This window comes from Leptospira brenneri (assembly GCF_002812125.1).
Classification (GTDB): Bacteria; Spirochaetota; Leptospiria; order Leptospirales; family Leptospiraceae; genus Leptospira_A; species Leptospira_A brenneri.
This window is the reverse complement of record NZ_NPDQ01000013.1, coordinates 1-20132: the sequence shown is the minus strand read 5'-3', so window position 1 is coordinate 20132 and position 20132 is coordinate 1. Positions and strand designations below refer to the sequence as shown.

Sequence of the window (20132 nt, the reverse complement as noted above, 5' to 3'; positions counted from 1 at the left end):
TAGTAAAGTTTTTCGAAATGTCGTATAACGAATTAGTCTTCCCGAAGTTCCCTGTAGCCGAACCTACGAAGTAGGTGTTGGCGTCGGCACATCTTCTTGCGGAGCAAGAAGTGTGACGGAAGGGAATTTGCCGTAGGCCGAGTGAGGCCTTGTGCCGAAACGTAGCGGGAAGACGCTGTTATGCGACGTTGCGAAGAAGCAGAAGGTAAAGATTATTTGAGAATCTTCATACTGTCTAAATCGTCTAGAAATTTGTTCACAGTGATTTGTAGTGCTCTTTCCCGAGCTAATCTTTGTCTAAAAGCATACATAAAATGTTCAGTCGGTTCTGAAGTAGCCGTTGCATTATACTTATTCTTGAAGATTAGTCTATTTTTTAAAGATAGAGAATATTCAACAGTGATCGAATACGCAACATCAATAAATTCTCCAGAATATTTATCGTCAATTTTTTCGGCTGTTAAAATGTAATCTCCGTCTTTTTCTTTTATTTCAGAAAATAGTTCCGAATATTTCAAATTTTCTTCAATTAAATTTGCTGCTAAGATATAGTAAAATCCAGTTGCAAACATTTCGAATCTACCTTCGGGTTTTGTCAAAGAAATTGATTTGAGATCAGTTTTCGAAGGGTATTTTTTGAAATTTTTTGAATAATCTGGCGTTAATACACAATTGCTTAATATTAATCCGACTAAAAGTAGTAATAGTTTGTTTCTCATTTTGATTCTTTCCTTGTATTTGTAATTTATATTATTAATATTTTGTGTTAAAGTCAAAATAAAATTCTTTAGTGATATTTTCTTGTGATTTTATTATGCTTTGGTTAATATCATTAAACTCGATTTCGTTTTCATTTAAATTAAACCACCATGAAGTTGTAATTATTACTTTTTTATTGTACACAAACCTTTCTATAAGATTTAGCTTAGAATCATAAACATAGAAATATGCATTTACAGGTTCAGCCTGTTTTGAGGGGACTAAAAAGAATGTTAGAACAGAAAGAGCACTTTTTAGGTAACCAAAAAAGCTTTCATCATAATTAGTCCGTGAATTGAAAGGTTTGCCTGGGACTCCGAGTATATAATAGTCTACATTATTTGATTTAACTGAGCATGATGATTTAGAAGTATCTGGTGTTAAATTGTATTCGATAAATTTTTTTAATTCTCTTTCTCCAGAGTCTTTTACTATATTTAAATATTCATAAACAAGATCTAAACAATTTTCTCTTCCTATTTGATTATTAATGTTATTAGAATTGAATGTGGAAACTTCTTTGCCGGTTGGGAAAAGGTGTTTCATTGAATTGTCGTAATCTATTGATGCGGAAGACCGATAGGACCTTCCCTGTCTATCGTTACTCATTTGGAATTCGTAATTCATAAATCCAATTAAAGCGATTTTTTTGTTTGGTTTTGAGGTGCTTATTTTTGAATCGGGCACCATGTAACTAGTATACGAGTTACATCCTAATATTGTAATAAGTATAGGTATTAAGAATTTCATTTGCAAACCTTCTTTTTTAATGAATAAAAATTCAACTAATTTTTGCAATGTCGCATAACGAACTAGTGTAAACGACGTTCCCCGACCCTGAGTCCCGGCGGGACGTTAGGGACTGGAACGACGCTTGCGCAAGCAAGAGGAGTGCCAGAGGGGAATGTGTCGTAGACCAAGCGAGGGCGTAAGTCCCGAAGCGCAGTGTTTACACGCTGTTAATTGCAGTTGGTTACCTATTGTAAAAGATAATGGTGCAAAGAGTATAGATTCAGCGCGCAAATTTTCGCTCTTAATTTTCTTTCTCTTTCTCTTAGATTTCTTATATTTTCTTATATTTAAAATAACACAGCGCAATTTTTAATAAAGCGTAAATGGAATGACACAACCACACGAACGGAACCGACAATATTTATCTTAAAAACTCTTAAGAAAATTTGCGCGCTGATTTTTTGTTGTAGAGGTTTAACCAATTGCAATTAACGAATTAGTGTAAACGACGTTCCCCGACCCTGAGTCCCGAGGGGACGTTAGGGGCTGGAACGACGCTTGCGAAAGCAAGAGGAGTGCCAGAGGGGAATGTGTCGTAGACCAAGCGAGGGCGTAAGTCCCGAAGCGCAGTGTTTACACGCTGTTATGCGTAGTTGACCATTTATAAAATTTATTTTTTTATTAAATTGTTAGCCCAATTAAAAACAAGTTCAGCTAATTCAATTGCCTTTTCATATTCAGTATTAAGAATTTCTTCATAATCACCCGGATATCTAGTAGAGACTGCATAATCTGTTAAAATTGCAAGTTCATCAAAGAAACTAGGTTTTTCAATTCGATCTGGCAATGAAAGCATTAGAGTTTTAATATTGTGAGTAAATAGAAATTCCACATTCTCTTTTATCAAAACAGCTTTTAAAGATTTTTCAGCAGTTTGTTGAGCATGAAAACAAAGTTGATTTAGTAAAATATCATTTTTATCCCCAAGTTTAGCCAGGAGTAAATCGCTTTTTGCATGAATAAGCCAAGCTTCTGGAGAACCTGGGTCATCATGCAGCATAGAGTTCTAAACCATCTTTAAGGGCATGAAAATAAATTAAATGTCGGATATTAGAATATTTTTCGAGTGTTTCGGGAGTAGCGACAACAATGTCAAATGAGATTTTGATATTACCTATATTTTTATAAAGATATTGTGCAATTTCCCTTTTATTAGTGCCGTCAGGCATAATGATTAGAAGATCATAATCACTATTCTTTCCTGCCGTTTTAATTGCTCTTGATCCAAAAAGGATAATTTTCAATGGATTTACGAGAGAAATGATCTGGGTTTTTAAAATTTCTAGCTCTTTTTCCATAGGCATAAGATATGGCAATTTATGAAAAAATCAAGCAAGAATAAGTGATTAAAATAGGCTTATTTCACTAATTAAATTCAAGGATTTACCCATATCCTAATGCATTCCTTTGGTCAATTACGCATAACGAACTAGACTTAACGACGTTCCTCGACCCTGAGTCCCGAAGGGACGTTAGGGACTGGCACGTAGTTTGCGGATGCAAACGAGTGACAGAAAGCCTATGTGCCGTAGGCCAAGCGAGGGCTCGTCCCGAAGCGAAGTGGTTAGCCGCTGTTATACGTCGTTTTTATTAATCACATAAACACGAAGGACTAATGGTTCCGTCGCAGCACATTAAATTGTATCCACCGCAGCCGCAAACACCTTTGTGGTATGAACAGCATCCGCGTTTATAAGTCAGTAAACTGCAGGTAGGGTTCGGATTGGAATCTGATATGACGGAAATTTTATTTATATTTTTTTTATTCGTTGGGAAGCAGAACGAGGTTAAAATGATAAAAGGCAATAATCTAATTATATTCATTTCAATGTTTTTTATATTTTAACAGTAGTATATAAATTAAAATTTGTTAATTGCATCCTTTTTCGTTACATATTGTTTCACAAACATTGAATCCTTGATTCATATTGCAATGTAATCCACATTCAAATCCATTTCCTTGATCAAAAAGAATGCCTTTTTCCATACAAGTTTTCTGATCTTCATAACCACTTAGTTTGTATTTTATTTCTCCACAACCACCAGTCCAATGACTTTCGGAACAAATCATTAATTCCCAATTTTCTTTTCTTAGAAAGCCTTTGTAAATATATTCACAAAATTTAAAAGATAAATATCCTAGGATGATATAAATACACCATTTTAGGATATGGAATAGAAATTTTAAAAATTTCAGAAAAAGTTCATCTAATGCATTCTCCATTTTTTCTGATATTTTATTTATTTTATCTATGTCCATTTTGATACCTTGAGATTTTTGATGGAAATTTTAAAAATGACGTATAACGAACTAGACTTAACGACGTTCCTCGACCCTGAGTCCCTGAAAGGGACGTTAGGGACTGGAACGACGCTTGCGAAGGCAAGAGGAGTGCCAGAGAGGAATGTGTCGCAGACCGAGCGAGGGCTAGTCCCGAAGCGAAGCGTTAAGTCGCTGTTATGCGAAGTTGAATTATGTAGTCTCTTGATTTTCTTTTTTAATTGTTAATTTTTCTATTAGGCTATCGAATAGGTCTCCTAATAATTTAAAAAACTTTTCAGTAAACATCCCACCTATTAAGCTAAATAAAGCAGCAGAATATGGATTCATTATAGGTAAAGTATCATTTCCTTCCAGTAAAAAGAGACTTCTTCCTCCTTTAATTATCAAAAATGATATAAATCCAGTTGTAATCCCAAGAACTAATCTTTTTAAAAAATCAATACTATAAGTCTCGAGACGGAATACCGTGACTAGTGAGCCTACAACTCCGCTCATAACGGCAAGCATTGCGATTAGGAAGGTTGAACTAAATTTTTTTACTAAATTTATGTTTGAGGTGATATAAAAAAGTATCTCGCCTTCGTTTTTTTCATCATCTAAATTTGCTTTTATTAAAACTTGATATTCTAAAGCAATTCTTTCTAGCGTTTCTGACTTTTTAATTGAACCTCCCAAAATTAATGTTTTCATTCTAGCAGATAATTTCCGAATATCTCGAATTCGTGTAGAAATCTCGTCGTTTTTTAATTCTATTAATTTTACAATTTCAACAATGTCTGATTGTTTCTTGGTAAATTCGGTTAAAAGACTTTGGTTTGTTTCAAGTCCTTCTTTTGTAAATTCTATAACTTTATTATCAAGAATAGATAACATTTCCTGTCTAGACATAACTTCTACAATGGCTGCTGTTGATATTGTTGCGCAGAATGAAATTACTAAAACTGATATTATTTTTGAGTTTAAGAAATTTTCCATTTATTTTCCTTTGTTTTTCAATTAATTTTATTCAATTTCGCATAACGAACTAGACTTAACGACGTTCCTCGGCCCTGAGTCCCTGAAGGGGACGTTAGGGACTGGAACGACGCTTGCGGCGGCAAGAGGAGTTCCAGAGAGGAATGTGTCGGAGACCGAGCGAGGGCTTGTCCCGAGGCGAAGCGTTAAGTCGTTGTTATACGTAGTGGCGAATTTTTTTAATTAAATAATTGAATGCATATAAGAAATTTTTCCTAATATTGGACACCAAGTTAAAGAATGAGTCTTCAATTTCTTATTCATTCGTTGAAGTAGGAAGAATTTACTATTTTTTTAAATTTGATAATGCAAATTCTGAATTAGATAGGATTTGGATCTTCAATGCAAAAATCACCCTGCCCGAAATGTTGTCTTTCAGTTAAACATACTGTTTTTGGGTTGCAATATAAAGCAACAGAACTAGCGATAGATAATATAGTGTTTTGATTGTTTGTATCACAAGGCGAAGATAAAACTGCATTATAGCAAAAGTTTGCATCAGATTTAGTAACAAATTGATTGTTATTAAAATTATCAAATGTCGATCTAGCAACTAAGCTAAAAGCACCCGCAATAATTTCATTTATAGTAATTTGTTTATTTTGGTCATCTGGTGAATTGTTGTTATTTTTTGGTTCAAATCTATGACACTGAAGATATTTTATAGAAATATATCTTTGAAGATTTGCTTTGAAGGTGTCATCAGATACGACATTGTCTCCATTAATACCAATTTTGCACGAAATGAAAATAAAAAGTATAAATATGGATTTCATTATTTTATTCATTATAGTAATTAATTTTATTCGCCATTACGTATAACGAACTAGACTTAACGACGTTCCCCGACCCTGAGTCCCTGTAAGGGACGTTAGGGACTGGAACGACGCTTGCAGAGGCAAGAGGAGTGCCAGAGGGGAATGTGTCGCAGACCGAGTGAGGCCGTAAGTGCCGAAACGAAGCGTTAAGTCGCTGTTATCTGCTGTGCCAATTATAAATAAGTAAGAATTACTTTATTGGTTTTTTCACCCGCTTTGTCATTCCAGGTGAGAATTGCACTAATTTTGCTTTGTGATCCCATATGCATTGATAATATCATTTCTACTGATTGGCCTGAATCTAAGAATTCAAGAGGAAAAATCCGATTTGTAATAGACCAATCATGATCTTCTGGGTATGATATATTTACGTTATTTGCTCTGCCTTTTCCTTTGTTAAAAATTCTGATTCTATTTTTGCCACTACCTAATTTAACTACATTTGCTGAAACAAACGCCTCTTCTAATGTTTCAATTTCCTTCCTCTCTTTTTCAAGCAAAAGTTTATTTAATTCGTGTTGGGTTTTAATATATCTTTTTTGATTATTATAAATATAAATTGATACAACGATAGAAATTATTGATACAATAACTGCAACAATTGCAATGTAATCGCTTGCTAACATAGCTTTCTCACTTTATTTTGAAGTTTTTATTCTTTCCTAAAGTCTTTTTTAATATATCTTTTAGATCTTTAGCAATATCTTTTGTTGCCTCTTTGTGTAATTCATTTAAATTTATGTTAAAATTTTCTTGGTTAGCTTCCGTCAGTTCATCTTTTTTAAAAATCTTTTTGCAGGAAATACAAGTTATATCCGGGTTTTCCTTTTGTTCGTCGTATTCAAATAATTTACTTCCACATAAAGGACAAATTAATTCGATTTTTCTAGAATATTCTTTTTTCATTTTTCCTCTCAAGTTTTTGGCATTGCAGATAACGAACTAGGCTTAACGACGTTCCTCGGCCCTGAGTCCCCGGAGGGGACGTTAGGGACTGGAACGAGGCTTGCGTAGGCAAGAGGAGTTCCAGAGAGGAATGTGTCGCAGACCGAGTGAGGGCGTAAGTCCCGAAACGAAGCGTTAAGTCGCTGTTATACGTAGTCGCGCATTTAATCGAAAAGCGTTTTTTCTTTTTGTAGGATTTCTTTAATCTGAATCTCAAGAAGAGGGATTTTGTTTTTAACGAGATCCCAAACAATATCATAATCAACAACAAAGTAACCATGAATTAAATGGTTTCTAGTGGCTGAGAATTTTCTCCATTCCGGTTCATTATATTTTTTCTTGAAAGAATCGGAAAGTTTGTTGGAGGCTTCACCGATGATTTCAATACTTCTAACAAAAGCTCGTTTTAATACATTATTGTTAAGAAATGAAGCCTCATTAGTTTTTGTTAATTCATCTTTAATAAACAAAATTTCGTTATAAATATGTTTAATATAATCGATATCAGACTTCAATTAATACTGACTCACTTTCAACAGAATTTTTAAGTGAGCCCGAAATAGAGTCAGCCGTCAGGAGATCAACTTTTACATTAAAAACATCTTCGAGTAGAAATGTTAGATTAATGTAATTATCAAAATTTTTCATTCCAGGCTTAAACTTCACAAGGAAATCAATATCACTATTTAGTTTTGCTTCATTTCTAGCGACAGATCCAAAAAGGTGAATTGTTTCAACACCTAGTAAATCGAGCTCCTGCTTGTATTGTTTTAAGGAGTTTTGAATCGAATTTGCATCTAAGGAACTGACTGTCGCCATATCTCAAAATTTGGCGATTTTCTATAAAAGTCAAGCAATTGAAAATGACTCTTTTTATTGTTTTTCTGATATTTCCAGGCTGTTAATAGTGTTTCTCATTTCTTAAGATATAGATTTAAGCGATTACGTATAACGAACTAGACTTAACGACGTTCCCCGACCCTGAGTCCCGGAAGGGACGTTAGGGGCTGGAACGACGCTTGCAGAGGCAAGAGGAGTGCCAGAGGGGAATGTGTCGGAGACCGAGCGAGGCCGCAAGTGCCGAAGCGAAGCGTTAAGTCGCTGTTATGCGATGTCTTTTATTTTGAACAATAGTATCCATCAAATAAAGCACGATTTTCGTTTTCTTTTGGATTATTGCAATATTCTGAACAACTATTTGATCCTTCAGTGTAATTCGGTTGAATTATACATTCATTAGTATTTAAAAATAAATAACTAGCTGAAAAATAATTCGATTGAGATGGATCCAAGAACCCTTTTGCGTTATTATTCCACATTAAATCATATTCTAATTCGGGATACACTTCCTTTTCACATTTATTTTTTGAAGGATAGCATATTTCAGCAATGTATTTAGGTATTTGAATTATTAAGTGATTATTAACAATATTATAAGATCCAGTCGATGAACCAGTTTCTTCTTGATATTCAACATTTGCTTTGTAATAATAATAAACTTTATTAGATGACAATTTTAACTTAGTTTCTATTTCAAACAAACTTGAATAACACCAACAATCTGAGTAAGATTTTCTTAGAATAGAATATTTTCTTTTATAATTTGATAAATGTGTTACAGTTTTTTTAGACTCTATGTAACCATCGTTGTTATAAGAAAAAATCCAATTTTTATCATTTGGTATTTTTCTAGCTTTAATCTTAGATCCGAAGGGTATTTTGAAAATTATTTTTGAGTTTTTTGAAGGTTGATCGAAAACGTCAGTTTCTGCTTCATAGGTAAACAAGATTATTTCATTATTTTTTGCTGATATTGGTTTAGCAATATATGAGGTCGCGAGTAATAATATTATAACAAAAGATTTCAATTTTTTTTATTTCCTTTACATTAGTTTTAAAAGATATCGCATAACGAACTAGGATTCCCGAAGTTTCCCGCCCTGAGCCTCCGCAGGAGGCGTTAGGGATAGCGGGAAATTTGCCGTAGGCCGAACGAGGCCGGCAGTGCCGAAGTGAAGCGGGAAAGCGCTGTTATACGCCGTTTTTATTTTTCTAATAATTTTTTAAAAACTCTTTTTTATAGGATATGTTAATAATTGAATTTGAATGGAGATCTGATCTATATTCAAGTCACTAAAAATTTTAGAATCCATAGCGCTTATTTGAGAGAGTAATAGTTCTTTTCCTTTTCTTGTTTTTAGTAATTTTTGAGATTCTCCACTAAGAATTAAATTGAGTGCATTTGCTATTATTTCAATATTAAGTGTAAGGTCTAAGCTAGGCTCTTTTATGAATTTATTTTTAGATTTATAGGCAATATCTTTTACGTGTAATTTAGAAACGTTTTCGAAGTAATCTTTCATTTTTTGAGTTTGTTTATTGAAGAATTTGTAGTCCCAAGCTTCGAGTTTTTCCTCTAAAATTTTAAATTTTTCTCTATTTTTATTTCCTTTGTATTGCTTAAAATTTTCAAACTTACTTGAATAGACTTCAATAGTCGTCCCATCCATCACAGAGAATTTTTCATTTTTATCTTTAGTTTTTAATTTAAAATCTTCCTCTAAGAATTTCACTGCTCTTTTCGATTCTTGAAGTGATAATTGGATTTTTTCAGTCTTTATTTTAGAAGTTATCTTTTTAATTTTTTCTTTTTCCGTATTTGCGTTATCTGAAATTAGTGAATACCAAAAGTTTGGAAACGTGATAAATAGATGTTCAGAAGAATCTGTCAGTATGTATGCTGAGTAATTTTCAAAACTGGGCATTCTTATAATTATATTTTTAATTTTTAGGTTTGGAAAATTGGATACGATATAGTTTTTTATCCACGTACTGTAATTCCTGGAAACATTTTCAATATCCATTAAATTTTATTCATTAGGGTGTATTTTTATAAAAATGGCGTATAACGAACTAGACTTAACGACGTTCCCCGACCCTGAGTCCCTGGAAGGGACGTTAGGGACTGGAACGAGGCTTGCGGCGGCAAGAGGAGTTCCAGAGGGGAATGTGTCGCAGACCGAGTGAGGCCTTGTGCCGAAACGAAGCGTTAAGTCGCTGTTATGCGAAGGACGTTATTTGAGGATATTTACTTTACTTATTTTAGAGATTGAATTAATAATTTTTATAATATAAATATAACTTATAATAAATCCAGCGACACTTAGTAGGATTAGATTTAGTGCTTCTTTTTTGAATAAGAATAAATCTTGATAATTTACGAAATAATCTGAAAAAATTAATATATAAATATAAAAAGAGATACTTGTAAATAAAGGGAGCATTATTATTAAGAAAGTTGTCCATCCAGAGAATTTTCCGCTGTAATTTAGGAACATATTTGAATAAAAAATGTCATCTCCCTTTAGGAACGATAATAGATATTCAAATCGTTTTAAATTTAATAGTATCCAGTGAAATATAAGAGTGAGCGCTATTGGATAGAAATAAGGTATTGTTTGTATTGAAAGGGAAATGTTTCCTAGAGTAATAGTTTGATGATTCTTACTCTTTATTTCGTTTCGTCCTTTGCTATCAATTTTAGAGATTTGCAGCTTAAGTGATTTTTTGATTTTCGAGTTTATTTCCTTTAGTTCACTATAGTAGTTTTCTAGTCTTGATTTATACTTGGCTAACTCAGGGTCGTCATTAGAAACTGATTTAATATCTATTCGTTTGAAATCCATATTATTTATGATTTCAATTCTATGATCAATTTCTTTAATACTTGCAAAGTAGTTTTGCATTTTTAAAACAGTTTCGTAATGTAGTAGTTCTTTATCTTTCGATATTTTAAAAAATCCTGATTTGCTAGTATTTAATTCATCATAAAGAGATTTGAAATTAATTCCATTTATTGACTCCTTTAAAGTTTCATGGAAAATTGGAATCTGCTTTTTATCAATTGCGTTCCAGAATTTATTAACTTCCTCTTGGGTAATATATACATATTCGCCATTTTCGTTAAGATCGAAATCCAAGATATTTTTATTTCCCTTTAATATTTTTATAAGTCTTTTTCTTAAAATAATTAAGTTTTTATACTCTGAGCTTAAAGAATCTAAAACTTTAATTTGTTTTGTCTCATCAATTTGTTTTAATGTATTTTCTATGATGTCAAGAGTAAGATTCTTCTGAGTTTCCAGTGTAAGGAGATCTAGATTAATATTTTCAAGTTCTTCATAATATTTTATTCTATAATATGATACGAAGGCATCAAAAACAAGGTAAATTAAGAGCAGGGAAAATATGATCAAGGTTGTTAGTGCTGATACTAATCTTTTTTCAATTCTTTCTAAACTATTTTGTATATTATTCATATTTTAATTTTACGTCTTTCGCATAACGAACTAGACTTAACGACGTTTCCCGACCCTGAGTCCCGAAGGGACGTTAGGGACTGGAACGACGCTTGCAGAGGCAAGGGGAGTGCCAGAGGGGAATGTGTCGCAGACCGAGCGAGGGCGCAAGTCCCGAGGCGAAGCGTTAAGTCGCTGTTATGCGTAGTTGCGATTTATCTAGATACTTTTTTGCTATATAATGTTTCATCTATGGCTATAGCATTTTGTAGATATTCTTTGAGTACAGATTCTTTAATTTGAGAAGGATTGTGATAGGTAATACAATAAACTTGTTTTCTATTTTCTTTTTCTAGAACATTATACTTATCATCTATTAAATAACCATTACAAAATCCGAATTGAACACCTGTTTTTGGACCTTGTTTTATAGAAGCAGGCCAAATAAAACAGATTCTGCTATTTTTGAAATAATATAGAACTGAATAAGAAATTCTCTCATCTAAACTAGGGAATTGAGATGTTATTTCCTTCAATTTTGTAACAATTTCTAATTCTTCTTTAGAGAGAGATTTATAAAAAGCAACAAATTTTTTAGCGAAATTTTCCATTGTATACAATTTGAATTCTAAGAATTTTTACTTAATTTTCTTGAAAGAAGGCCAATGATTAATCCAAGAATTAAGGAAGAAATAATTAATGGTGGAAGATGCGCATAATTTTCTGTGATGATAGCCAGGTTAATAAACCAAGGAATATTTAAGAAGAAAGTCCACAATACAGAATGAAATAGAACTGAAAGCCCTGAATTAGATAAATAGACAATTGCACCACAAAAAAACCAAAATAATATTGATTGTATGAAGACTAGGGCTGGAGTTTGTGAATCAGCAATGTAAATAATTGATCCTTCAATAACAGAGAGTATTATACCTATTAAAAAAGCATTTTTCCAAAGCTTAAGTTTTGATATAGAATTTTGGTTCATATACGCATATGTTTAGTAACTGTCTGATAAGTCAATATGAGAATTTATATTTTATTTATTTTTACGCAATTACGCATAACGAATAGACTTACCGAAGTTCCCCGACCCTGAGTCCCGACGGGACGTTAGGGACTGGAACGAGGCTTGCGAAGGCAAGAGGAGTGCCAGAGAGGAATGTGTCGCAGACCGAGCGAGGGCTTGACCCGAAGCGAAGCGTTAAGGCGCTGTTATGCGCTGTGCCGTTATGAAAACGATCCCCAGTCTCTAGGATAAATCCAATTTGGCTCCCATTTTACATAATCTGCAGGATCAAAACTAGTATCAGTGATTTTAATGTGTAAAAGCTGTTCTGGTAATATGGAAAGATTATGTTTTCCATCAGGACTATCTAAATCATAGAAATGAAATCTGACCAATCCGTCCTTATATCGGCGGCTTTCTCCAAAATCAAATGGAATGCATAGCCGTTCGATAATTCCTTTTTCATTGGATTTTATTCGAATTTTTACTACTTTTTTTGAGTTAATAGCTTCAAAAAATATATCCTTCATCTAATTCTCCTTTTATCTTAGATATTTTCGAGCATTTTATCGCATTCTTGAACAACATATTCTGGTACCGTATCAAACTTTGATGGGTCTAACTGGCATATGAATTCGTTTTCTATATGATAGGTTTCATTCATGAATTTTTTAATTACAGAATTTTCTACTTCTATATTAAATAATCTAAAAATTTGTAATTTTTCATAACCTGATTGGCAGGAATTATAAATTTCTAATAAACTTGTATTGTTAGACAGTTTATTTATCGTATCTGAATATGAAAAATTAGGTAGGTATTCTTTGATAGCCTCACAGCCTGAATCGAAAATTTCTGGCTTAATTATAGAATAATTTCCATTAGAATCTTTAGGTTCTCGCTTATCAATAGAAGTATCTTTGCTTCTTGATTTAAATAAATTCGAAAGAACTTGATATTGATCACTATTTTCATCAGAAATCTCAAACATTCTTCTGAGATAAATTAGTTTTATTAGATTATTTAATTGGGAATGAATTATACGTTTGCAAATTTGATGAAATGTTTGGATGTCCGATTTTGAGATAAGAAACTCAATAATAACATTATCTTTCAATTTCAAAAACGCAGTTTTTGTGTGGTTGTTAAAATTGCTACCTAGAGATTTCACTGTATCAATGATTGGCTCAATATCGTGAGTAAGCATCAGTACGGTTTTATTCTTCAGACATAAAGCTGAGTCTCTTCTAAACAGCATTTCGAGAATAGCATATTTTTTATTTTTGTCAAAGGAAGAAATTGGATCATCCAGTATAATTAAATCCGGATTTTTAGATAAGACTTCATACATAAATAAAACTATAGAAAATGCATTTCTCTCTCCAAAACTTAGATGTTGATTTCCTCCAGAAATAGACTGTTTATGGTCACGATGTTTTAAAATTAATTTTGTATTTTCTGCATCGCCAGAAGTTTCAACCATATATCGGTAGCCTGCATAAGATAAAAAATCATTTATTTCCTTCATATACCTTTGTATAAGACTCTGCATTTCTCGTCGTTGGATGTTAATCTTACCTTGTAATAGACCACCTTTTGATATTAAAGAATCAATAGAGCCATTAATTGGTTCAATTGATTCGCGCATTTTTCGCGAATCAAGAGCAGGGAAGAATTGCAGGTCCAATTTGTAATCTGGAAGTTTAGTTACAACGTTGTCCGATTCGTTAAAGTGATGACCTGAAAAAGATTTAAGTTTTTCTAGTTTTATAATGAGATCATCAATTTGATTTTTTATATTGATAAGATAATTTTCGTGTTCTTGTTCAAGGCCATTTTTCAATTCAATTATTTTTTTAAGCCCGTTATTTGCTTCTTCAGTGAAATAAATACCGAGATTTTCTATAGTTTTTATTAATCCTAATAGATTTTTTATGTTGTTTTTATCATATTCTATTGATACTTTCTGAATTTGTTCTTTTTTGTCAGATATTTCAGATGTACAAAACGGGCAAGCGTCCGAAATTTCAGAATATTCATTTCCTTTAATTTGCCAATCTATCCAACTTACGCTATTTGTGGATTGAATAAAAGATTTATAGGACTCCAATCCTTCAGGAATATGATGAATTTTATTACCACCAGAGAGACTCTTCATTCCTGTTGAGGCTTTTGAAATTCCACTCTTTGTTAATTTAAAAGCATCCCCAAGTTCTTTTAATGTTGCAATTAGATTTACCAATTCTGGATTGTTAGAGAATAGGTCTTTTATTTCTGAGGTAAGTTGTTGGATTTCTTCCTCAATTCTCTTGTAATTATCATTTTTAATAAATATATCAAAGCTATTTTCTATTATTTCGGATTCCTTAAAAATAAATTGATTAAGATATTTTTCATCGAATAACATAATAGTGTTAATTGATTTATTGCAGGAAACTTCCGGTTTTTTTCCATCAGGATTAGTTTCAAGTAATTTGAAGGGAGTTAATTTCTCAAGGTCTTTGCCACCATTGGCATAATATACAATGGCATTTGATATGGAACTCTTTCCTGTTCCGTTTGGAGCAAATTTGATATTCAATTTATTTTCATCAATAGTAATCGAACCGAAATCAATATTATTACAATTTTTTATAGTTATTATCATTTTTTACTCATTTATATTGAATGTTTTTGTTAGGCATTGCGCATAACGAACTAGGCTTACTGAAGTTGTCCGACCCTGAGTCCCGAATGGGACGTTAGGGACTGGCACGCAGTTTGCAGATGCAAACGAGTGACAGAAGGACAATTTGGCGCAGCCCAAGCGAGGGCGAAGTCCCGAAGCGAAGTGGTTAGCGGAAGTTATACGAAGTAAACCACGTATAGAAGATTTTGAATGATAAGATTAATTCTATTAAAGGTTTCAGATATAAGTAAGAAAGGTTACAATTATCAAAGTTTAAAAACTATCAAAATTATCGAAATTGATTAAAGTGTCTCGGGCCGTAAATCCAAAAAATCCTTGCATGATTAAAAATACAGCATAAGGATATTGTTGAGGACCTTGCAGGGCAGCATATGAAAAACTTGGCCAAAGTAATAGTAGTGTTCGTAAGGAATTAATCTCATCGTTTTCACTAATGGAAAATTCTAAAATTGTTTCCTTTTTGGTTATTTCAATTTCGGAACAGTGAGTATTTTTTGTAATTCTATCGAAATCATAATCATATTTTTTCAATTGTGAGCACTTATCACCTGAGTAATTGGCTTTCTTATGATCCTTGTTAATCCCAAAATATACCGTATGATAGCCTGTAATGGTTCTATTAAAAAAAGCGTTATCTAGCAACGTTATTGATAGAAATCCGATATATTTTCCATTTGGAACAGCAAAATCGATTTTATCAGATTTAAATGACTCGCTAAAATAGTAAATAGGGAGGAACTGGGTATTATTTTTTTCGAATGATTCGACGTCCTGAATATATAAATCAATATATATTCTCGAATCCTTTCTATTGTTTATTTTAACTGTGAAATTTGAAAAATTGCTTTCAAAAGTTTTTAGTGGCTTTTCCTCCAGTCTTGTAGCTGTTCTTGATAAGCATGTTAAAGAGAGACAAATTATCCAGCATAATGCTAATATTTTTTTCATAGAAAATTTGATTTGGTTTATTTCGTATAACGAACTAGACTTAACGACGTTCCTCGACCCTGAGTCCCTGAAAGGGACGTTAGGGGCTGGAACGACGCTTGCGTAGGCAAGGGGAGTTCCAGAGAGGAATGTGTCGCAGACCGAGCGAGGGCGTAAGTCCCGAGGCGAAGCGTTAAGTTGCTGTTATGCGACGTGCGGAATTATTTAAAATACCAAAAGGGTGTTTTTAAGACCAGGAACTGTAAAATTAAAATTAGTAAGTATATTGAGAAAACTGATCCCAAGAACAATAGTATTCTTGCTACCACAATTTGCCAGGGTGGAAATACCTCTTGTGGGACAACTTCAACGAATTTTGCAATACATTGGTCGCTTCGTACTGTAATTAAATCGGGTAATTCTAAATTTATTGAGAATAATTCACATTGTAAATGCTCATTGGGTGCCAAGCTTTCGAAGATCATGATATATCGACTATCTGATTCAGTAAATTCTGTAAAATGACGGGAAGGCCAAATGTTAATAAAAGGAGGTTTCCAATTAAAAACTAATTCGACTTTAGTTGCAGTTTCTCTTCCTGCATTAATTAGAAAATGACTTCTTGTTTCAACAGTTTGAGCATTTTTTATTTGATTTCCAGTTTGATCATACAATGGTTCCGGAATTAAGAATGTGAAAGTATGTGGACTACTTAATTGTAAGTTAACTTTTGCTTTAAAAAAGCTATTTAGTATCCATGTTAGGAAAGGAATGATAAGAGATATTATTTCTTTGCTGTAAGTTTGAAAGAGTTCCATTTAAACCTCTGATTTTAGAATAAATGCTTCCGCATGTTCGCATAACGATTGAGCCTTCCCGAAGTTTCCTGTAGCCGAGCCTCAGAAGGAGGCGTTGGCGTCGGCGCGACTTCTTGCAGTAGCAAGAAGCGTGACGGAAGGGAATTTGCCGTAGGCCGAGCGAGGGCTAGTCCCGAAGCGAAGCGTTAAGTCGCTGTTATGCGCTGGTCCCTATTTATCAAATTTAATGTATTCTCCAAAAACCCATCCTTCTTTCTGCTTGGAGTTTTTTAATAAACATCCATTATAAGAATCAGATGAAGGAAATACGAGATACCAAAAATTTGTTTTTCCTCCAACAGTGAAATCATTTAGTGTTTTGGCAATAATAGTAAGTTGAACATTTTTAGGGATAAAATTTATATCTTTTTCTCTAACCTTATCATCGTCAATATGAGTAAAATAGCAGGTAAAGGTTCTAGATTGTGAATCTGGTTTTTCTCTCAATTTTAAGTTAGATGTTGCAATTCCATTCTTTAGTCCTAAAGTAATTACATCAAAACCATTGTAGTTTCTGTTTAGATTTTCTTCTACCGCTTTGTTTTTATTATATAAGATTAGTTTGTTATCACATTTTAAATAATTTGTGAAGAATAAGGACTTATCATCTTTTTCATTTAAACATTGGAAATCATTCAGTTTCTTTTCATTACAGTTTGATTTTACATTCGTAAAAATGAAATTATCGCCATTTTGAGAAGATTTAGCGTTAAATCCTTCGCATCCATCTCCTTCACCATCAAAATAATACTTAGCATTTGAATTTTCAATTTCCAAAACCATTTGATCGGATCCAAGATTGTTCCCGCCAAAAATCATCGGTTCAGAGTATAAAAAAGTAGGAAATACTAGAATTAAGAATGTGAATTTCTTTTTGTTCATATATTTTTATATTTTAATAGATTTTAGGGACTTGCGCATAACGAACTAGGCTTATCGACGTTGTCCGTAGCTGAGCCTCTGAAAGAGGCGTTAGCGTCGGCGCGACTTCTTGCGGAGCGAGAAGCGTGACGGAGGACAATGTGTCGCAGACCAAGCGAGGCCGCAAGTGCCGAAGCGCAGCGATAAGGCGTAGTTAGTCGACGTAGTGAAAATTAGAAAATCAATTTCTATTTCCAAAATTGCCACCATCTCTTCTTTGCTTCTATTTTCCCAAATTCTGTTCTTGCTCTTTCTTCCGAATTTCTATAGTCGAAATATTCATAATGATTATCTTCATCCGATAATCCCAGAAGAATTAATTTTTTATTGCTAATAAAATCTTGAATTAGCTGTGCGTGGTAAATTATTTCTGGATATAAGGAATTTGCTAAGGATTCCTGTTCTTCCTTGCTAAGCTCAGCTAAATTTTTTTCGTAATTATATTCTCTCGGACATAATAATTGAAGACCAAAACTTAATCCGAGAATTGCTAAAAAATTATAACCCTTACAATATAAATCATATAGCGAAGCGATTGATTTTGGGTAATTATCTCCCTTATGAATAATATTATTTAAGATTTCGTTTAATTTCCAAGCTTCATATTCAGACAAATCGATATTTCTTTCGATTAATTTAGATGCCTCATATTTGTTTTCTCTTTTATTATAGTTTAATGAAAGTAATTCAATATAGTCATCGTGTTGAAAATTAGATTCTATTTCTTTTGATGCAGAAAGAAAGATTTCAAACTCCAGTAAGGAAATATTTCCTACTAAGAAATTGAAAATTAATTCCTTGGTATCTTTTTGTAGTTCAATCATATTTTCTTAAGATTGTTATTTGAGCTATGTCGACTAACGAACTAGACTTAACGACGTTCCTCGGCCCTGAGTCCCTGAAGGGGACGTTAGGGACTGGAACGACGCTTGCGGAGGCAAGAGAAGTTCCAGAGAGGAATGTGTCGCAGACCGAGCGAGGGCTTGTCCCGAAGCGAAGCGTTAAGTCGCTGTTATACGCAGTTGTTTTTTATAGATTTCTACTGATTGGTATGCTTGAGCTCTTTAGAAATTTTAATTGTGTAACTGAGTTAAATTATAGAAATTCTCTTGTTGCTTTTTTAGCATCCTTTTGGATAAAACCAGACGTTAGGAGTCCCATTGTCATCAATTATCTTTATCCATCCAGTATATTCTTTCAAAACTTTGGGATTTAATCCACAATCCTGTTCATTGTTAACATATTCTCTTATATTTGCTTGTGCCCAATTATTTTTAATTTTTCCAGTTAAAATAATTTCAAATCTTTCATCTTTTACTAATGCAATTTTGTCCCCAGTATTTTGGGGAGCTGATCTTAAGTTTAATGGAGTTAGTGGATAGAGATGTTTTTGAAACTTCTTAAAGAAGTTAATCCATAAGTAAGGTTCTAGTCCGATTTTTGCTAAATCAGAATTTTTGACCCAAATTGAATAATTTATGTTCTCAGCTTTTATTTCATAAAAATTCTCATTATTAAGATAGAAGATTATAGCAATGCCATCGTAGGCAATCATTTCGGTGTTGATGAAACTTTTTTGATTATTTATATTCAGAATTGGTCTAAATTTTATAGAATTTATTTTCCCGATAATTTTATGTTTTGAATTGTAAACATCTATTGATGAATTTTCCGGAAAGTGCAATTTTTCGCCAAGGTAATCGTCATGCTTTTCAATCAAAATACCTATTCCTTCTTGTTTTCTCTCATTTCCTGAGACTGAGTTAATCTCAACAGAGAATAATAAGAACGTAATGATTATATTGAGATATTTGATTTTCATAAAATTTTTAAAACAATTGCGTATAACGAACTAGACTTAACGACGTTCCTCGGCCCTGAGTCCCTAGAAGGGACGTTAGGGACTGGAACGACGCTTGCGGAGGCAAGAGAAGTTCCAGAGAGGAATGTGTCGCAGACCGAGCAAGGGCGTAAGTCCCGCGGCGAAGCGTTAAGTCGCTGTTATGCGCAGTTTAAGATTATTAGATTTTATTAATTTCTAAATTAAATTCTTTATTGTTTAGGAATTGAAAAATATTGCGATTGTCTTTAATTACTTTGAATTTATAAAATTTAAGATTTTTTTCAATTTGTAATTTAGTATCTTCATTTTCTAAAATCCATTTATTTTCACTCTGTTCATGAAAAATTGGAAAAAGTTCTCTGATAGTTTTTTTAGGATCTACGTAGGCAAAATAAACTGATTGCTCTGGAGTAAGAGAAATTCTGAAATAACTTAATGTAGTAATTCCAGTCATTCTTCTCTTAAATTTATCGATTGAAAGAGTTTTTCCATTTAGATTTTGAAGAAATGATTCATTTCCTAAAATTAAATTTCTATTTTTTAAATTAATCCATCCAGAAAGAGCACCACATTTAATGAGAATTCGATCTAATCGGATTTGTTGATTTTTATTTAAATAAAAGAAAGAGGAAAATTTTTCAATTTTGCTTATTGTATCTTTTGGACAATAATCTACTGGAACTTTATCTCCTAAATTTTCAAAAATATCAACATTATTTTTTAAAAGAGCAAAATCATGTTTTGTCCAATGTTCATGAATAAAAGGAACCTCATTGAATCCTTTATAAATTTTATCATCATTTTCTATTGGTTTACTGCAATTTGTGAAGATTAAAATAACTAATATATAATTTATTTTTTTAATCATATTAATTTTTGAATATAATTTCTTAAATTGCGCATAACGAACTAGTCTTCCCGAAGTTCCCTGTAGCCGAGCCTACGAAGTAGGTGTTGGCGTCGGCGCGACTTCTTG

At 32.7% G+C, this 20132-nt stretch carries 24 protein-coding genes; all 24 read right to left on the bottom strand.

Translation table 11 applies throughout. The features are described 5' to 3' along the window. Nucleotides 1-212: 212 nt before the first annotated feature. Nucleotides 213-719: a hypothetical protein gene (locus CH361_RS18655; RefSeq protein WP_100792341.1), complete on the bottom strand. Its 507-nt coding sequence runs from the start codon at nucleotides 717-719 to the stop codon at nucleotides 213-215. A 34-nt stretch (nucleotides 720-753) separates the two neighbouring features. Beyond that, nucleotides 754-1509: an Lp29 family lipoprotein gene (locus tag CH361_RS18650; protein WP_100792384.1), complete on the bottom strand. Its 756-nt coding sequence runs from the start codon at nucleotides 1507-1509 to the stop codon at nucleotides 754-756. 652 nt (nucleotides 1510-2161) lie between these two features. After that, nucleotides 2162-2551 carry a HEPN domain-containing protein gene (locus CH361_RS18645; protein ID WP_100792340.1) on the bottom strand — a complete coding sequence of 130 codons (390 nt, stop codon included), beginning with the start codon at nucleotides 2549-2551 and terminating at the stop codon, nucleotides 2162-2164. Continuing rightward, complete coding sequence (locus CH361_RS18640; RefSeq protein WP_208861470.1) at nucleotides 2541-2849, bottom strand: nucleotidyltransferase domain-containing protein; 309 nt, start codon at nucleotides 2847-2849, stop codon at nucleotides 2541-2543. The genes CH361_RS18645 and CH361_RS18640 overlap by 11 nt, the downstream gene beginning before the upstream one ends. Nucleotides 2850-3421: 572 nt before the next feature. Further along, nucleotides 3422-3811 (bottom strand): hypothetical protein, encoded by a 390-nt coding sequence (locus tag CH361_RS18635; RefSeq protein WP_125184883.1) that lies wholly within the window; start codon nucleotides 3809-3811, stop codon nucleotides 3422-3424. 213 nt (nucleotides 3812-4024) lie between these two features. Continuing rightward, the gene (locus CH361_RS18630; protein ID WP_100792338.1) at nucleotides 4025-4810 is read right to left on the bottom strand and encodes a hypothetical protein; all 786 of its coding nucleotides are present in this window, start codon (nucleotides 4808-4810) and stop codon (nucleotides 4025-4027) included. Nucleotides 4811-5169: 359 nt separating this feature from the next. Next, nucleotides 5170-5625, bottom strand: a complete 456-nt coding sequence (locus CH361_RS18625; RefSeq protein WP_125232080.1) for a hypothetical protein — start codon at nucleotides 5623-5625, stop codon at nucleotides 5170-5172. 215 nt (nucleotides 5626-5840) lie between these two features. After that, a complete protein-coding gene (locus tag CH361_RS18620) occupies nucleotides 5841-6293 on the bottom strand; it encodes a hypothetical protein (RefSeq protein WP_100792336.1) in 453 nt (150 codons plus the stop codon). Nucleotides 6294-6300: 7 nt separating this feature from the next. Continuing rightward, nucleotides 6301-6573, bottom strand: a complete 273-nt coding sequence (locus tag CH361_RS18615; protein WP_100792335.1) for an ECs_2282 family putative zinc-binding protein — start codon at nucleotides 6571-6573, stop codon at nucleotides 6301-6303. Nucleotides 6574-6776: 203 nt separating this feature from the next. Further along, a complete protein-coding gene (locus CH361_RS18605) occupies nucleotides 6777-7127 on the bottom strand; it encodes a HepT-like ribonuclease domain-containing protein (RefSeq protein WP_100792333.1) in 351 nt (116 codons plus the stop codon). Then, on the bottom strand, nucleotides 7117-7431 hold the full coding sequence (locus tag CH361_RS18600) for a nucleotidyltransferase family protein (protein ID WP_100792332.1): 315 nt from the start codon (nucleotides 7429-7431) through the stop codon (nucleotides 7117-7119). Before CH361_RS18600 ends, CH361_RS18605 begins: the two co-directional genes overlap by 11 nt. Nucleotides 7432-7730: 299 nt before the next feature. After that, nucleotides 7731-8480, bottom strand: coding sequence for a hypothetical protein (locus tag CH361_RS18595; protein ID WP_125232079.1), 750 nt, complete (start codon nucleotides 8478-8480; stop codon nucleotides 7731-7733). Between the two features lie 195 nt (nucleotides 8481-8675). Further along, nucleotides 8676-9377: a hypothetical protein gene (locus CH361_RS18590; protein ID WP_165782285.1), complete on the bottom strand. Its 702-nt coding sequence runs from the start codon at nucleotides 9375-9377 to the stop codon at nucleotides 8676-8678. Nucleotides 9378-9686: 309 nt separating this feature from the next. Next, nucleotides 9687-10931, bottom strand: coding sequence for a hypothetical protein (locus tag CH361_RS18585; protein ID WP_100792329.1), 1245 nt, complete (start codon nucleotides 10929-10931; stop codon nucleotides 9687-9689). Nucleotides 10932-11125: 194 nt separating this feature from the next. Then, nucleotides 11126-11521, bottom strand: coding sequence for a DUF1801 domain-containing protein (locus CH361_RS18580; protein WP_100792328.1), 396 nt, complete (start codon nucleotides 11519-11521; stop codon nucleotides 11126-11128). 17 nt (nucleotides 11522-11538) lie between these two features. Beyond that, nucleotides 11539-11898 carry a hypothetical protein gene (locus tag CH361_RS18575; protein ID WP_100792327.1) on the bottom strand — a complete coding sequence of 120 codons (360 nt, stop codon included), beginning with the start codon at nucleotides 11896-11898 and terminating at the stop codon, nucleotides 11539-11541. 242 nt (nucleotides 11899-12140) lie between these two features. Beyond that, nucleotides 12141-12449 (bottom strand): hypothetical protein, encoded by a 309-nt coding sequence (locus CH361_RS18570; protein ID WP_100792326.1) that lies wholly within the window; start codon nucleotides 12447-12449, stop codon nucleotides 12141-12143. Between the two features lie 17 nt (nucleotides 12450-12466). Continuing rightward, nucleotides 12467-14566 carry a UvrD-helicase domain-containing protein gene (locus CH361_RS18565; protein WP_100792325.1) on the bottom strand — a complete coding sequence of 700 codons (2100 nt, stop codon included), beginning with the start codon at nucleotides 14564-14566 and terminating at the stop codon, nucleotides 12467-12469. A gap of 294 nt (nucleotides 14567-14860) precedes the next feature. Further along, nucleotides 14861-15556 (bottom strand): hypothetical protein, encoded by a 696-nt coding sequence (locus CH361_RS18560; RefSeq protein WP_100792324.1) that lies wholly within the window; start codon nucleotides 15554-15556, stop codon nucleotides 14861-14863. A 200-nt stretch (nucleotides 15557-15756) separates the two neighbouring features. Beyond that, nucleotides 15757-16353 (bottom strand): hypothetical protein, encoded by a 597-nt coding sequence (locus CH361_RS18555; RefSeq protein WP_100792323.1) that lies wholly within the window; start codon nucleotides 16351-16353, stop codon nucleotides 15757-15759. Between the two features lie 210 nt (nucleotides 16354-16563). Next, the gene (locus CH361_RS18550; protein ID WP_100792322.1) at nucleotides 16564-17274 is read right to left on the bottom strand and encodes an SH3 domain-containing protein; all 711 of its coding nucleotides are present in this window, start codon (nucleotides 17272-17274) and stop codon (nucleotides 16564-16566) included. Nucleotides 17275-17501: 227 nt separating this feature from the next. Continuing rightward, complete coding sequence (locus CH361_RS18545) at nucleotides 17502-18137, bottom strand: hypothetical protein (RefSeq protein ID WP_100792321.1); 636 nt, start codon at nucleotides 18135-18137, stop codon at nucleotides 17502-17504. A 296-nt stretch (nucleotides 18138-18433) separates the two neighbouring features. Beyond that, a complete protein-coding gene (locus CH361_RS18540) occupies nucleotides 18434-19135 on the bottom strand; it encodes a hypothetical protein (RefSeq protein WP_100792320.1) in 702 nt (233 codons plus the stop codon). A 199-nt stretch (nucleotides 19136-19334) separates the two neighbouring features. Next, complete coding sequence (locus CH361_RS18535) at nucleotides 19335-20024, bottom strand: hypothetical protein (RefSeq protein WP_100792319.1); 690 nt, start codon at nucleotides 20022-20024, stop codon at nucleotides 19335-19337. Nucleotides 20025-20132 lie beyond the last annotated feature (108 nt).

Coding starts and splice junctions, on each gene's coding strand:
- CH361_RS18655 (WP_100792341.1), bottom strand. CDS start 719: ATGAGAAACAAACTATTACTACTTTTAGTCGGATTAATATTAAGCAAT.
- CH361_RS18650 (WP_100792384.1), bottom strand. CDS start 1,509: ATGAAATTCTTAATACCTATACTTATTACAATATTAGGATGTAACTCG.
- CH361_RS18645 (WP_100792340.1), bottom strand. CDS start 2,551: ATGCTGCATGATGACCCAGGTTCTCCAGAAGCTTGGCTTATTCATGCA.
- CH361_RS18640 (WP_208861470.1), bottom strand. CDS start 2,849: ATGGAAAAAGAGCTAGAAATTTTAAAAACCCAGATCATTTCTCTCGTA.
- CH361_RS18635 (WP_125184883.1), bottom strand. CDS start 3,811: ATGGACATAGATAAAATAAATAAAATATCAGAAAAAATGGAGAATGCA.
- CH361_RS18630 (WP_100792338.1), bottom strand. CDS start 4,810: ATGGAAAATTTCTTAAACTCAAAAATAATATCAGTTTTAGTAATTTCA.
- CH361_RS18625 (WP_125232080.1), bottom strand. CDS start 5,625: ATGAAATCCATATTTATACTTTTTATTTTCATTTCGTGCAAAATTGGT.
- CH361_RS18620 (WP_100792336.1), bottom strand. CDS start 6,293: ATGTTAGCAAGCGATTACATTGCAATTGTTGCAGTTATTGTATCAATA.
- CH361_RS18615 (WP_100792335.1), bottom strand. CDS start 6,573: ATGAAAAAAGAATATTCTAGAAAAATCGAATTAATTTGTCCTTTATGT.
- CH361_RS18600 (WP_100792332.1), bottom strand. CDS start 7,431: ATGGCGACAGTCAGTTCCTTAGATGCAAATTCGATTCAAAACTCCTTA.
- CH361_RS18590 (WP_165782285.1), bottom strand. CDS start 9,377: ATGCCCAGTTTTGAAAATTACTCAGCATACATACTGACAGATTCTTCT.
- CH361_RS18585 (WP_100792329.1), bottom strand. CDS start 10,931: ATGAATAATATACAAAATAGTTTAGAAAGAATTGAAAAAAGATTAGTA.
- CH361_RS18580 (WP_100792328.1), bottom strand. CDS start 11,521: ATGGAAAATTTCGCTAAAAAATTTGTTGCTTTTTATAAATCTCTCTCT.
- CH361_RS18575 (WP_100792327.1), bottom strand. CDS start 11,898: ATGAACCAAAATTCTATATCAAAACTTAAGCTTTGGAAAAATGCTTTT.
- CH361_RS18570 (WP_100792326.1), bottom strand. CDS start 12,449: ATGAAGGATATATTTTTTGAAGCTATTAACTCAAAAAAAGTAGTAAAA.
- CH361_RS18565 (WP_100792325.1), bottom strand. CDS start 14,566: ATGATAATAACTATAAAAAATTGTAATAATATTGATTTCGGTTCGATT.
- CH361_RS18560 (WP_100792324.1), bottom strand. CDS start 15,556: ATGAAAAAAATATTAGCATTATGCTGGATAATTTGTCTCTCTTTAACA.
- CH361_RS18555 (WP_100792323.1), bottom strand. CDS start 16,353: ATGGAACTCTTTCAAACTTACAGCAAAGAAATAATATCTCTTATCATT.
- CH361_RS18550 (WP_100792322.1), bottom strand. CDS start 17,274: ATGAACAAAAAGAAATTCACATTCTTAATTCTAGTATTTCCTACTTTT.
- CH361_RS18545 (WP_100792321.1), bottom strand. CDS start 18,137: ATGATTGAACTACAAAAAGATACCAAGGAATTAATTTTCAATTTCTTA.
- CH361_RS18540 (WP_100792320.1), bottom strand. CDS start 19,135: ATGAAAATCAAATATCTCAATATAATCATTACGTTCTTATTATTCTCT.
- CH361_RS18535 (WP_100792319.1), bottom strand. CDS start 20,024: ATGATTAAAAAAATAAATTATATATTAGTTATTTTAATCTTCACAAAT.